The organism is Anabaena sp. CCY 0017 (genome assembly GCF_963920885.1).
In the GTDB taxonomy this organism is placed as follows: Bacteria; Cyanobacteriota; Cyanobacteriia; order Cyanobacteriales; family Nostocaceae; genus Nodularia.
On sequence record NZ_CAWUDG010000012.1, the window covers coordinates 133,759 to 147,615 of the forward strand.

The 13,857-nt window shown below is 40.6% G+C and carries 13 protein-coding genes; 3 read left to right on the forward strand and 10 right to left on the reverse strand.

The window, feature by feature from the left end:
* Positions 1 to 5: 5 nt before the first annotated feature.
* The 3 genes from ACM0OW_RS15735 to ACM0OW_RS15745 all read right to left on the reverse strand — a co-directional run bounded on the left by ACM0OW_RS15735 (position 6) and on the right by ACM0OW_RS15745 (position 3,225).
* On the reverse strand, positions 6 to 623 hold the full coding sequence (locus ACM0OW_RS15735) for a chemotaxis protein CheB (protein ID WP_414551119.1): 618 nt from the start codon (positions 621 to 623) through the stop codon (positions 6 to 8).
* A 603-nt stretch (positions 624 to 1,226) separates the two neighbouring features.
* The gene (locus tag ACM0OW_RS15740; RefSeq protein WP_414551102.1) at positions 1,227 to 1,715 is read right to left on the reverse strand and encodes a hypothetical protein; all 489 of its coding nucleotides are present in this window, start codon (positions 1,713 to 1,715) and stop codon (positions 1,227 to 1,229) included.
* A 277-nt stretch (positions 1,716 to 1,992) separates the two neighbouring features.
* Positions 1,993 to 3,225: a cysteine desulfurase-like protein gene (locus tag ACM0OW_RS15745; protein WP_414551103.1), complete on the reverse strand. Its 1,233-nt coding sequence runs from the start codon at positions 3,223 to 3,225 to the stop codon at positions 1,993 to 1,995.
* 457 nt (positions 3,226 to 3,682) lie between these two features.
* Between ACM0OW_RS15745 and ACM0OW_RS15750 the strand changes: the two genes are divergently transcribed.
* Positions 3,683 to 3,904 carry a DUF4327 family protein gene (locus ACM0OW_RS15750; RefSeq protein WP_414551105.1) on the forward strand — a complete coding sequence of 74 codons (222 nt, stop codon included), beginning with the start codon at positions 3,683 to 3,685 and terminating at the stop codon, positions 3,902 to 3,904.
* A 443-nt stretch (positions 3,905 to 4,347) separates the two neighbouring features.
* Here ACM0OW_RS15750 and ACM0OW_RS15755 read toward each other — a convergent pair whose 3' ends face one another.
* From ACM0OW_RS15755 to ACM0OW_RS15780, 6 genes are all read right to left on the reverse strand, one after another.
* On the reverse strand, positions 4,348 to 4,599 hold the full coding sequence (locus tag ACM0OW_RS15755) for a hypothetical protein (protein WP_414551106.1): 252 nt from the start codon (positions 4,597 to 4,599) through the stop codon (positions 4,348 to 4,350).
* 533 nt (positions 4,600 to 5,132) lie between these two features.
* Positions 5,133 to 5,471 (reverse strand): P-II family nitrogen regulator, encoded by a 339-nt coding sequence (locus ACM0OW_RS15760; protein WP_414551107.1) that lies wholly within the window; start codon positions 5,469 to 5,471, stop codon positions 5,133 to 5,135.
* A gap of 240 nt (positions 5,472 to 5,711) precedes the next feature.
* A complete protein-coding gene (locus tag ACM0OW_RS15765) occupies positions 5,712 to 6,296 on the reverse strand; it encodes a hypothetical protein (RefSeq protein ID WP_414551108.1) in 585 nt (194 codons plus the stop codon).
* 113 nt (positions 6,297 to 6,409) lie between these two features.
* Positions 6,410 to 7,231, reverse strand: a complete 822-nt coding sequence (gene thiD, locus ACM0OW_RS15770; RefSeq protein ID WP_414551109.1) for a bifunctional hydroxymethylpyrimidine kinase/phosphomethylpyrimidine kinase — start codon at positions 7,229 to 7,231, stop codon at positions 6,410 to 6,412.
* A 5-nt stretch (positions 7,232 to 7,236) separates the two neighbouring features.
* Positions 7,237 to 8,856, reverse strand: coding sequence for a hypothetical protein (locus ACM0OW_RS15775; protein WP_414551110.1), 1,620 nt, complete (start codon positions 8,854 to 8,856; stop codon positions 7,237 to 7,239).
* A 97-nt stretch (positions 8,857 to 8,953) separates the two neighbouring features.
* Positions 8,954 to 9,385 (reverse strand): hypothetical protein, encoded by a 432-nt coding sequence (locus ACM0OW_RS15780; protein WP_414551111.1) that lies wholly within the window; start codon positions 9,383 to 9,385, stop codon positions 8,954 to 8,956.
* A gap of 109 nt (positions 9,386 to 9,494) precedes the next feature.
* Here ACM0OW_RS15780 and ACM0OW_RS15785 point away from each other — a divergent pair, with 109 nt between their 5' ends.
* Positions 9,495 to 11,351, forward strand: coding sequence for a S8 family peptidase (locus ACM0OW_RS15785; RefSeq protein WP_414551112.1), 1,857 nt, complete (start codon positions 9,495 to 9,497; stop codon positions 11,349 to 11,351).
* Between the two features lie 179 nt (positions 11,352 to 11,530).
* Entirely contained in the window at positions 11,531 to 11,755 is a 225-nt protein-coding gene (locus ACM0OW_RS15790) for a hypothetical protein (protein ID WP_414551113.1), read from the forward strand.
* Here the strand turns inward: ACM0OW_RS15790 and ACM0OW_RS15795 are convergent.
* Positions 11,752 to 12,069, reverse strand: a complete 318-nt coding sequence (locus ACM0OW_RS15795) for a thioredoxin family protein (RefSeq protein WP_414551114.1) — start codon at positions 12,067 to 12,069, stop codon at positions 11,752 to 11,754. The genes ACM0OW_RS15790 and ACM0OW_RS15795 overlap by 4 nt on opposite strands.
* Between the last annotated feature and the right edge of the window lie 1,788 nt (positions 12,070 to 13,857).

Consider the following 13,857-nt stretch of genomic DNA (forward strand, 5'->3'; position numbering starts at 1 on the left):
ATGTTTTATCCCAGCACTAAAGATAATAAGGTTTTTGATATCTCATCTAACGGTAAAATATAATTTACGTTGCCAGTATTAATTGTGGCATTAGGCATACCAAAAAATTCGCTGCTTTTTTGATCTTGGGCAATCACAGTACCGCCCATTTCATGGATAGCCTCTACCCCCGTCGCGCCATCTCTACCAGTTCCAGTCAGAACAATAGCCATCGCCCGGTTTTTGTAACTGTCAGCAACAGATTTAAATAACACATCCGCCGAAGGGCGTAAATAATTTATTTGTTTTGACTGAGATAAAAACAGTGTGCCATCGCTATTCACCAATAAATGATAATCAGGTGGTGCAATGTAAATTCTCCCTGGGGTGAGACGATCTCCCTCTTCTGCCTCCTTGACTTCTAGGGCAGTGTGCCGTGCTAAAATTTGTGACATGAGTGAGGGATGCTGGGGAGCCAGATGTTGCACCAATGCGATCGCGGCCGGAAAATCTTTTGGTAATGCTGATAGAATTGTATTTAAGGCAGTCAACCCACCAGCCGAAGATGCTATAGCCACAATATCGAAGTTAGCATTAGCAAAGCGTGGTGGATAACTTTTAGGATTTTCTGCCCTTTGTGTCATAGCTGATTGGTCGATAGCGATCGCCAAATTTTTAGTACTATATTTACGGAGCAAATTAAAGTCATTTACACCAATAAATATATTCTATATTATTTTGTCACTCTCTGTCTTTTTATATTGAACTACTAAAACTAATAGTTTATATTCTTGTTTTAGCAAATATTTAGCTCTATAGGAATCCGATTTGATTATTGAAAAATCTAAGTATATGTAGTGGACTGACAAGCCTAAAACAGTGCATTAGAAGTAGGTTGGGTTAAGCGCTGCGCAACCCAACGCGAACAATGATGTTGGGTTTCCTTACGTCAACCCAACCTACAATTTTTTGCAACATTTTAAGCTTGTCACGCCAGTAGTGGCGTGTTATGGCTTTAGCCTAACGCACCGTCTTCTGGGTCTTGGTTACTACTCAGCACGGGCTAAACGCCCCGCTACCGCTTTAAGCGCAGCCATGCCCGCAGGGCTTTACAGCACTCAGCACGTTGCTATATCTTCTTTCTTCCCTTGTTTAAGAAGAGGTAAAGGCAAATAAAAGAATAGGCTTGTGCAGCTTCAATCCTCTTATTATAAATATTTGGATATTAGACATATAGAAAATAAATTTTAACGTTTTTTAAATTTTTTGGTCTTAGGAATAGGACGCATCGTTTCTCTACCCAGAACAAACATTCCCGTTACACCTAAGCTAACAAAGCAAACGTATGCATACCAATATCGGCGCATTTGGTCAATTGTATTGAGTGCTGGATGCAAAGAGTTTAAATACAGCAGCAGCACAAGTATCATCAACGCCCCAAAACCCACAAAGCTTAGACCAATATAAATCCGGGCTGGACGCAGTTCAAAGTCGCTAATTTGCTCTAGATTAATTTCTGCCAGTTCTTGTAACGACTCATCAGCCACAATTGAAGCTAGCTGCAATTTTTTACTCAGCTTTGGCGGTAATATCGGTGTCAGTACAGCCAGAGTCGGGCGACGTAACATAGCCTCACTGTATCGCAGCAATTCCAGTGGCTGACGAGTAGTAGTCAGTTGAGCAAATTCTATATTTTTCGCAGCAGTTGGGGACGTAGCTTTGCCTTCACAATCCATAGCACAGCTAAGAATAAATAGGATATTTATAGACTAGCGAATTCGTTAGCACTCCGGCAAATCCCCAAAGGTGATTTCAAAAGAGTGAGAACAGAAAAGTTTTGGGCGAATATAATATGGCTACGCTTCGCGTTAGCGATACGCTACTACACAGGCATGACGCGTAGCGGCTTCCCGGAGGGAAGTCCACCGACCTGGACTAATGAAAAAATGCGACTTTTAACTTGCGCAGGCGGGTTTAGTTTGTATAGCCGCGACTTCTAGTCGCCAGGGCTGTCTATAAAACCCGTTCAAAAGCCGAAATCAAGCGGTCAACTTCTTGAACAGTATTGTAATGTACCATACTGACTCGAATGATTCCACCTTGAGGAGCTAAACCCAAATATTCAATCAGGCGTTTAGCATAAAAATCGCCATAGCGAATCCCAATATAGTTAGAATCAATTTGGGCGGGAATAGTGGAACTATGAACCCCGTCAACAGCAAAAGATATCGTTGGTACACGCAATTCACCATGCGCCGTTGATTTACCAATTACCCGAATTTTCGGCTGACTATTGAGGTATTGTAGCAGGCGATCGCTCAAATTTTCTTCATGTACACTAATCAAATCAAATACCTGCTGCATTTGATTTCTGAGTTCCGATGCAGTTTGATCCCCATAGTGTAATTGTGCCAATTCACTCAAATAATCACATAAACCTAACATCCCATAAGTTAATTCAAAATTCAGGTTTCCTAACTGAAATTTATAAGGAATATCAGACTGCTCAATAAAATAATGGTTCAATCCCGGCATACTTAATAAATGCTCTTCTTTCCCATAAAGTAAAGCACAGTGAGAACCATAGACCTTATAACAACTCAAAACATAAAAATCTACATCTAAATCTTGAACATCAATTAATCTATGTGGCGCATAAGCTACACCATCCACACAAACCAACGCGCCCCGTTCATGGACAAATGCCGTAATGTCCTTAATTGGGTTGATAGTTCCTAAAATATTAGAAGCATGAGTCAAAGCCACTAACTTTGTCCGCGGACTCATTAATACTTCTAAATCCTCCAAATGCAGTTCTAAAGTATCTGGGCGAATTTGCCAAACTTTAACTTTAATTCCTTGCTTTTCCAGAGCTACCCAAGCCCCAATATTAGCTTCATGGTCACAATTAGTAACAATCACCTCATCCCCAGGTGTAAAAGTTTGGCTCAAACACAGTGAAAGTATTTTCAACATCATAGTAGTAGATGATCCCATCACTACTTCATTTGGCAATTTGGCATTAATCAACGTCGCCATTCCCCTATTAGCCAAAGCCACCCTTTCTCCAGCTAATTGAGAGATTTCATAAGAAGCCCCCAGTTGAACATCAGTAGTCAAAAGGAATTCACTAATTCTATCTACTACTTTTTTCAGAGTTTGCGACCCACCAGCATTATCAAAAAAAGTCCAATTTCCAGCCAGTGCGGGAAAATATGGGCGAACTTTGTCAATATTCAGGAACATAGTTTAATTTTTATATAATTAGCCTTCTCAATTGAACATACACCACAAAATCAGAATGACTGATGAAATGTATCATTTATCTCTGATTTAGCCAATAGGTAAGTCACCCAGTAGGCAATCTACATCCTCTTGTGGTAATAATATTTTTTAATGGCGAATCGCGCCGAGTTTATTTCTTAATACTTCTGGAGGAGTCTATCCCAAGACTGATACCAATTTGCTTTTAAATATGCGATTCTGGGCAAAGTGTATAAACATAGAGTACATCTAAGCTGGACTCATAAAGGTAAACTGCCTCGGCAAGTGCAACTTGGTATTAAAAAAAAGATGGCTCTCAAAAATTGAGATGTTTTGATTATTCACAATTTTCTCTGTTTTTTTTGATAAGTTAAAGATAGAGCAAAAAAAATTATTGTGTTAAATATCAATTCCTTGAGCAAAAGCAAAAAAATGAGCTATGGATACTGCTGTTAAATATGATATTGGAGTTATTAGGGAAGAAGCACGTCAATTAGTCAAAAAAGGACTACTTGACCGTCAACAGCCCATTTACTCTCTCTGTCGATACGTTCCTAATCGAGACTGGATATTGTTTGAGACGGAACTAGAAAAGCATGAATTTTTGCTCAGAGATAGGATTATTGACCTATTGAGTAGTGAAACATGGGAAGAAGATTGACAGTGTGACAATTAAGTTACTTTAAGCAAGTTATACCAGAAATGCTGTAAAAAAACCACGAATTAATCCGTGGTTTTTAAATGTGATTCGCTTTTTTTAGTGGGTAGATAAAATATTGTCTCAAATAATGTTTAAAAAGTCTGATTATTTGGGAGTAAAACATTATCAGAATCCGGTTTAATTTATGAAAAAAATTAATTATTGTAGTGGACTGAGAAGATGAAAATAGTGCTGCTACGTCTATGTTTATAGGACTTACGCATTGACAATAACTACTAAATATGTATAACCCTGAAAAGCACATATTTCGTAGGGGTTTAGCAATGCTAAACCCCTACCACACGGGTATATTTACTATTAACATAGTCATTGTTCAAAGCCGGAAATTGGCTATTTTGGTAACAGCATACCATGATTAGTTTGTACAGTGCGTAAGTCCTAGTCTAATTAACGGCCACATCTTTTAAGCCAATCCAGCCAGTTATAGTTTTACCTTTACTAGGGTAAACTATGTGATTGTTGTCTATAGGCTGAATTTTTTCAGCTAAATTATCAGCAAAAGCCTTTTCTAAAGAACTAGGATTTTCCAGGTAAAATACTGGCATATCTTGCCAACAATGACGGCAAAACCAAGCAAATCCTGAAACACGTATATGCGGCAAAAGTAATCCTGAACAACAAGGACAGTAATTCATAATATTCTACAATCCTCATAATTTAAAGCTGTCTCTTGAAAATCAGGGCTGTTAATTAATCAGCCCATATTCCTTAAAAAAAACTATTTATATCTCAAGTGTAATGAGAAATTATGAGGAGATTGCAGAAAAAGTCACATTACGCAACTGTTTTTAATATTTAAACATAAACTATTGTGTAGTAAACTCAATTTTGTTTACCATCTATGTTGAGTGCTGAGTGCTGAGTGCTGAGTAAATGTCCCACCCATTGTAAGTGGTATTTTACGTCAGTTTTCATGTATTTGAACCACATCTGTCGTAGGGGCGCAAGGCCTTGCGCCCCTACCGTGTGGTCTATTTACCTGAAAATACTGGTAATATCATGTCTGTTTAATTAGTTACGATTAACACAATCATGTCACCCCACCCCCAACCCCTCCCCGCAAGCGAGGAGGGGAGATAAAGCAAAAGTTTGGCAGGTTTTCGCGTTTCGTAAGTATTCAACCGGACTTGATAGAAATCAGCACTCAGCACTTTTTACTCAGCACTCTTCATACAGCTTCTGTGTTCTTCTCCCCAGTCCGAATACGCACAACTTGCTCTACAGGCGAGATGAAAATTTTGCCATCGCCGATTTCGCCTGTGCGCGCAGCAGCAATAATTTTATCCACCACCATATCAACCTGGTTGTCTTCAATCACGATTTCCACTTTCAGTTTTTGCAGAAACTCAACAGTGTACTCAGAACCGCGATAACGTTCTGTCTGTCCTTTCTGCCGTCCAAACCCCCGGACTTCAGAAACCGTCATCCCGACAATACCAGCGTTGACTAAAGCAATTTTCACTTCATCAAGCTTAAATGGGCGAATTATTGCTTCTACTTTTTTCATGGTCTCGACTCCTTAATTTCTAATAGGTTCGTTTTTGAACCTCGCATGATTATTCGTCACGCGATTCCGGCTTCACCGAGTCTTGCCTGAATTGCTCCAGGTCTTATAGATTCTTGATATACGTTTTGAGTCTCTGTAGCACCGACAGCGACTATTAATCAATTTAACCAGATATAATGTCAGACACTTTCACCATTAGCGCTATTCTCACAAAATTTGTAATTTTGGTTGTGAGGGAGACTAACGATTTTGATTTTCAAACAAGGGCTGCACAATCAAATACCCAGCCCCAAAAGCGGTGAGCATGATTAACAAGATAGTAACAGCTAACCACCAGCCACTAAATTCTTTAACTTTTTTTTCCGTCGAGGGATAATAGTTAACTTCTTGCTCTTCTATAAAAAATGTCTCTGGTATCGGGTTATTTATTTCTACAGGTGCAGAAAAGTCAGAGTGATGACTTTTTTTCTTAACGACGGGTGGACGCTGACGAGAAGCCTGCTGAGGTGGACGGGTTGCTGTAGCTGGACTTTTCACTTCACTAGCAGCATGGGTAGCTTGGGGATGACTCGGTTGAGGACTATAATCTACCAACTTTTGCAGATGTAAAAAAGACTGAACAACTTTGGTAATTTCTTGGCGGAGTAATTGATTTTCTTGCTCTAGTTGGTGATTTTTGCTAGTGAGTGTGTCTAATTTTGCTTGGGTTGACTGTAACTCTGTTGCCAATTCTCGGTACACATACAATGGTACAGATGTAGGCTGGGTTTGAGAATTGGGGGGTTTGGCTGAATTACGTCCAACAGAATTTGGAGTTGTTTGCATAGATAAATTGGTATCAAAAATTTAATTTAAGAGTTTGTAGAAAGATATTATCAAAGTATAGTCCCCCCCCTGAAACTAGCCCAAGAATAATAGAAAAATTGCATTCCTAAGAGTTATTTTTGTAACAAAGGAAAATAGTGTCCCACAGGCCCTTGTCCTTTGCCAATATCGAGGGCGTAAGTGAGTGCATTAGTAACATACTCCTTTGCCTGTTGTACTGCTGGCCATAGTTCCATACCCATCGCCAAATTTGCTGCGATCGCAGCTGATAGTGTACAACCAGTACCGTGGGTATTTTTCGTCTCCACTTGCTTTGTAATCAAAGTTTCCAGTTTCTGCCCATCAAACCAGATATCAACACCCCGCAAACTTCCCTGCATCCCGCCACCTTTGACTAAAACAGCTTTTACTCTCACATTTCGGTGTATAACTTGAGCAGCCGCCCGCATCTCATCTAAAGTATTAATTGTTAAACCACTTAAAATCTGCGCCTCGTAACGATTTGGTGTAATAATAGCCGCTTGAGGTAACAAGGCATAACGCAGAGTTTTCACCGCATCATCATCAATTAATTGCGCCCCTGTGCGTGATACCATCACCGGGTCAACGACTAAATTATGAATTTCCAATGCTTCCACTTGTTGGGCGACAGCAGAGATAATTTCCTGATTCAGTAACATTCCAGTTTTCGCAGCTTGCACACCAATATCTTCAGCCACAGCTTGAATTTGGGCTATCACCGCCTCAGTGGGCATAGCATCAACCCGCACCACACCTAAAGTATTTTGTGCCGTCACGCAGGTAATAGCGCTAGTACCGTGGACACAGTGAAAAGCAAAGGTACGTAAATCAGCTTGAATACCCGCACCGCCACCGCTATCTGAACCAGCAATGGTTAAAGCCACAGGTACTTTAGAGGTTATATCAGCGTTCATAAAAGTTATCGGCGAGATGGTAGTTGCGGGGCTTTTGCTGCCAAAGGATTGGGTTTTGGATTTTGCGCTAGTTCTTGCGGTATTACTGTTAAATAAGGTTGCAGCTTGGCTTCATCAACCCAGCCAGAGTAATATTTTAACCTAGTAGATTCGGTAGAAAGCTCCAGTAACTCTAAATCGCCACGCATGGTATACCAATTCATGGGAGCATTCGGTGAGAATTGTCCAGAACCAATGCCTTGAGGTCCACCACCGACGAAATTTCCAGATACTTCATCCCATCCTCGCACAAAGCCAGCGCCATTCCAATGCCAATTAAAACCAGGCCAATAAACAGGTGGTTTTCCTGGTGGTAAAGAAAACTCATCACGACTTGCACCCTCATCCAGATTTGCTGTAAAGCCTTGAGGATATCTCACTTCATAACGTCCTTTATCATTCTGAGAATCAACCGGACTCCACCACAAAACTTCTATAATTTCCTCGCCGTTGTTAGGAGATAAAGAGACAGCCGGAGTTTTATTAGTAGATGTACTGTAAAGCGGTAATTCCTCCGTTGGTAGTTTAGCCATTGCTGCAAATCGCCAACAATTCCAACTATCAGAATTATCAGCACTTTGCCATTTTACTTGACAAACACCGTTAGCAGTACTCACCCAAAGTAGCTCATTTTCTAACCGCAGTTTATCCGGAATTGCCCCCACTAAAGGACTATTATGAACAGTATATGCAGTCAAAGAACCCGAATTAGGATTTTGCAAATTAGGACGATAAGCAACTATTCCTTTCGCCGGAATGTAGGGATTTCCTTCGCCACTAATTTGAGTCCCCATCCATAAAGTCGGTTTTTTTGCGTCTCCGGTAATAGATAAATCGGTAATTTGTATAAATTCCAATTCCTCTGGTTGAATTAAAGTAAACTCATTAGTTTGTGGATCATAACTAATAATAGTAGCAATGCCGTTATTACCTTCACCTTGCTCGAAAGCAACTGTCCACCAAATACTTTCTCCATAAGTCATTGCACTGGTAATGCGAGGAAAACCTAATTGACTTCCCGATGCTGCTGCTTGTAAATCTTCAAGAGTGTAGAGTGTTTTTTTCTGAGAGGTTTCATTATCAGGGATAAATAACTCAAATACCACTTTATCTTCTGCTGGATCTGGCTCCTGTTCTCTGGTAATAAAAGCATCATCCTCTAGATAAAATGAAGGCTCTCTCAAAACTCGATACTGATAAATTTTTCCCTGAAGGTCAATATTTTTTAAACTAGGATTTACTAACTCTTGGGCTAATTCTGTATAGTTACTTGGTGGCTGTAAATCCTTTGATAAAGTTCCTGGTTGCACCGTCCAAGTATTGTTACCTCGGCAAAAAACAAAATCCTGTCTTAAAGATTGAAACTTCAGAGTATCAGCATCTGCCAAAACATTGTAAATATGGAAATCAAACCTATCAGAGAAATTTTCATCCTGCTGGGTAACAGGTAAAGCCACAACTGTTTCTTGGGGACAATTTCCTACTTGAGGTTTCGCAACATTATCTGCCTGACCAGAACTATTAGAGACGGAAGCACAGGAATTGAGTAGTAAGATAATACCGAAAAATGGGATAAATGATTTCATAATTAAAATTACTATTGGATAAATCCAGATCCCCGACTTCTTGAAGAAGTCGGGGATCTTGCCCTTAGCAGTTAGTTAAAAAATATAATCTGATAAACTACTGCTTTTGTTCTGTATTTAAACCTTGCCAGACTCCCTGCAAATACTTACCCCATTTAGCAGCTAGAGGAACTTCTGTGAATGGGATGCGTACCGATGGGGATTCAGACAAGATGAATTCTAACTGAATAACTCGACCTTTTTGGGGATAATTTTCTAGTTCTACTACTTTATCATCTACCAAAAGACGTATATCTTTAACATCCAGCAGAGAAAAAGTTTCTAATTTAATTGGACCTTTAGTTGTGGGTTGCCCCCAGGTTATAATGTTATCTTTTAGACCCAATACAGCATAAATATCATACTTGGCTTTGTCAAATTGCTCCGCCCAAACACGATATGCTTCCAACTTCTGGTACTCCCTTGAGCCTTGCCAAGCCAACCAGAAAAATGCAAATAGTAAAGGCAACCATAAAAGACCACGTTCCATTGTTTAAACAGTCCTAAATATTGAGTAAAAATTGTAAATAGTACACCAATCAGGCACGAAGATAAGTTATGGTAGTGAGAAAACTGGCAAAAAGCTGTGATCAGTTAAGATGAAAAGACTTATATTATTATTGTGCTTGTTTGTCATTGGGTTGGGGGCTGCTGTTTTTGGTTTCCTGAATTTTCAGGGTTTAGCAGCTAAAGGCGAGTTTGAGACGATTTTGCTAGATTTTCGCCAAGATATTCCCGCAGAAGTAATACAGCAGAATTTACAAGCGATCGCTCAAGAATACAACGTTACACCCCGATTAGACAATCAATTTTCAGCGTCAGATAATGTGTATATTATTGAAGGCGATCGCCAGCGACTGAAAAAGCTGAAAAAATCTCCATTCGCCGAATTTATCCAATTAATCGAGCCAAATTACATCTATAGAAAGATTCCTCTACCAGCTGAAGCAATTTGGTTTGAAGAGATTTTACAATCTCCAGATAATCAAGCAAATCCGGCATTAATTGGCCCTAACGACCAATTTTACAGCAAACAGTGGAACCTGCACAACATCGGCATGGAAGGCGCGTGGAGTCAAACCAAAGGTAGCGGCGTAACAGTAGCTGTAATTGACACTGGGATAACTCGCGTCCGTGACTTGGTAGACACGAAATTTGTGAAAGGGTATGATTTTGTAAGCGATCGTGAAGAAGCCACAGACGATAACGGACACGGTACTCACGTCGCCGGCACCATAGCCCAAGCTACCAATAACACTTATGGTGTAGCCGGCATTGCCTACGAAGCCAATCTCATGCCCTTAAAAGTCCTCAGCGCCTACGGTGGCGGAACCGTCGCCGATATAGCCGAAGCAATTAAATTTGCTGCTGACAACGGTGCAGACGTAATTAATATGAGCTTAGGTGGCGGTGGCGAAAGCCAATTAATGAAGCAAGCCATCGACTACGCCCACAATAAAGGTGTAGTAATTGTAGCCGCAGCCGGCAACGAAAATGCCAATGGCGCAAGTTATCCTGCACGTTACCCCCACGTAATTGGCGTTTCTGCATTTGGTCCAGACGGAGAAAAAGCCGCCTATTCCAACTTTGGCGCAGGCGTAGATATTTCTGCCCCTGGTGGTAGTGACGCAGGTGCAATTCTCCAAGAAACCATCGACCCCGAAAACAACGGCGAAGGAGTATTTCTCGCACTCCAGGGAACCAGCATGGCTTCCCCCCACGTTGCAGGTGTAGCCGCATTAATTAAAGCATCTGGAGTTACAGAACCAGACGAAATATTAAAAGTCCTCAAGCAGTCAGCAAGAGTTATCCAAGAAGATAGCTTCAACTACTATGGCGCTGGACAACTTAACGCCGAAGCAGCAGTAAAACTTGCCACCACAGGACAAATCAGCTTCCAAGACTTCTTCCGTTGGTTAAGAGATAACGGCTATCTCAACCCCCGTTTTTGGATTGATGGCGGTGCAGTCGCACTAGTACCTAAACTACTCATGGTATTTGGTTCCTATCTGCTGGCTTGGTTTTTGCGAGTTTACTTCCCCTTCGCCTGGAGTTGGTCGTTATCCAGTGGCTTAATAGCTGGTAGTTCTGGTTTATTTTTCCTCCGGGGATTATATATATTTGACCTACCCCAATGGCCTTTTAGAGTTTTAGGCAGTTCTATTCCCGAACTAGGAAACACCCTCCAAGGAACTAATGCCTTAAATCCCATATTTGCCAGCGTGCTAATTCCCGTAGTCTTAATAGCATTATTCTTAGGACATCCTAGCTGGAAATGGTTTGCCATTGGTTCCAGCTTAGGCTTTGCGGCATTTTTAACAGTCAGTGCCATTTACGACCCAGCCGTTTGGGGTTTAGGAAGTAGCTACCTAGCGAGGAGTTTCCTCATCACCAACGCCGTACTCTGTTATGGACTAGCGCGTTTAGCATTAAAAACCGAAACTCAAACAGCATAACAGGAAAGAAGCAGGGGGCAGGGGGAAGGGGGAAAAAACCGCGAACTCCCTACTCAGCAATCCCTACTCCCCACTCCCCACTCCCCACTCCTGTAGGGGCGGGTTTACTAAGGATTTCGTCGAACCACAGACCGACTGCTTAAACCCGCCCCTACCCACTCAGCACTCAGCACTTTTTTATGAGCATTACAATTACAGGTACAATTGAACGTCGAGATATTGGTACTGGCGCTTGGGCGTTAGTTACAGATGAGGGTAACACTTACGAAATCCTCAGAGGTGCTGACAAAAACTTGCTCAAAGCCGGACAAACAGCAAAAGTTACAGGACAGGTACGTGAAGATGTCATGACCATGGCCATGATTGGCCCTGTCCTGGAAGTCAACTCATTTGAGGTAATCTAACTATCCGCCGAATTGAGAACTTCTTGTAGACGAGTTCTAAACTCACCTTTCGGATGACCTCCTTTCACTTCACCTTTAATCTGAAATTCTCCCTCTGGAGATTCACAGATAATGTAAGTAGGCCATCCCATTTCTGATTTATCTGGATACTGAGTTAACAAAACTTGGCGATACTTACGGTAACTAGCCGTATCTTGCATTTTCACATCGATAAATTCCAAACCCAGTTCTTGAGCGACCTTTTTGTCATAAAAAGACATTTTGTGGCAGATGCCACACTCTTCTGAAGAAAATTTAATAACAGCTAAACTCATGAGGCTATGTGCATATAAGCTTTAGGGAGACTACCATATTCTCAAAAATAAACTATAAAATTCTATAAAAAATTAATCCTTTGAGCAAACATCAGTGGAAATATTCTTTTGCAGCAGCTATCCGAGGCTGTAATCGGACAAAAATATTTACAGTCATGGCGAGCCAAGCGACGCAATCCCAGCCCGCTTCCGCCTACATTCCGTTATGGCTCTAAACGCCGCAGCCATACCCCCAGGGCTTTACGCCACGCTACGCAAACGCTTCATTCGCAATGACATTGTTTAAGTTTTATTGCTTTATGTGAGCAAAGCGGCACTTTAGGGTGAGCAAATTTACTAGAAAGCTTGTAACGAAATGATCCCCCGGCTTGTTACAAGGTTAAAGCTAGCCAACAAAAACCTAGCTATTTATCCTAAAATTATGATAAGATAGATAAAACTACAATCAAAACATCTACAAGATGTAGTTTCGCATCATAACTAGGCAAAAGACTTAGGCAACACCAAAAAGTAATGCAAAAATGCAATACTTGTATGCATTAAGGATCATGGTTTTAGGGTGAAATGACCTAGAAAGTGCGATAAACACTAAGAGTATTTTGAAAACCTCATCGGTGCAGAACCTGGTAATTAGGTGTGAAAATTAGCATAATGTGTAAATATATCTAGACAGTTCTTTCTGTTTGGGCATATTATAGCAAAAGCTAATTGTGCTACTATCAACCAAAATCTGATTGAGACGGGATGCAAAAGCTTAATTGGTATGATAACCTTGAGACACTTGGGAAAAACCAATGATTCAAAAACTCCTAAGTAACACATTTTATAACGCTTATATACCAGGGCTTTTAGCCAAACAAAAAAATGTGTTTGTTTTATTCGTTGCGAGGCAATTTAATACTTTTGACTTTTGACTTCCCCTCCTGGGGCGCTGGGTTAAATTGAGGCTGTGTCAAAACACTATGATCATAATAAAAATAAAAAACTATCGACATTAGAATATTTTTATAATCTTGCGTTATAATATTTACCTAAGCATCTACAAATGAGCCAAGGCTATCGGCAGAAGACTTTTTTAAAAAACTCCATCAAATCTTTGCCCGTTATGGGAGTTAGTTATCAGGGTGCATCTACTAGTTAAATGTTCTAAGGTTAAGCCCATCTCTCCGGATAAATCTTTCCCCAGAGTTGTTATTATTTTGTTGGAATAAAAAAATCCCCCAGTGGTGGCAGCCAGCCAGGGGAGTTAGTTATCAGAGTGTATCTACCAATCAACTTTTCTAGGACTAAATAGTATGTTCGGGATAGAATTGTCACAATTGGGAATGTTGGTTACATCCAACATAAAAAAATCTCTCAGTGGTGGCGGTCTAGGGGAGTTAATTGTCAGGACTCATTTATCAAGAATCCGTTTTTAGATTAAATAGTTGAGTTTATTCTGGACACTGGACAAAATTATCATTAATGATATGATAGTTGCTGTTCGCAGAAGGAAAAAATCCCCCAATGAGTGTTAGTCAGGCAGGGGAACTAATTATCAGGTTGCATCTACCAATTTAATCTTCGCGCTGCAACTACCATTCTCCGGAGAAGCATATCATCAATCATCGTTACTGTTAACGGCATAAAAAAATCCCCCAACGGGTGTTAGCCAGTCAGGGGAGTTAGTTATCAGGGTGCATCTACTAATTTAATCTTCTTTGCATATCTACCATTTCCCGGAAAAATGCCGAAAAAAAATCCCCCAACGGGTGTTAGCCAGTCAGGGGAGTTAGTTATCAGGGTGCA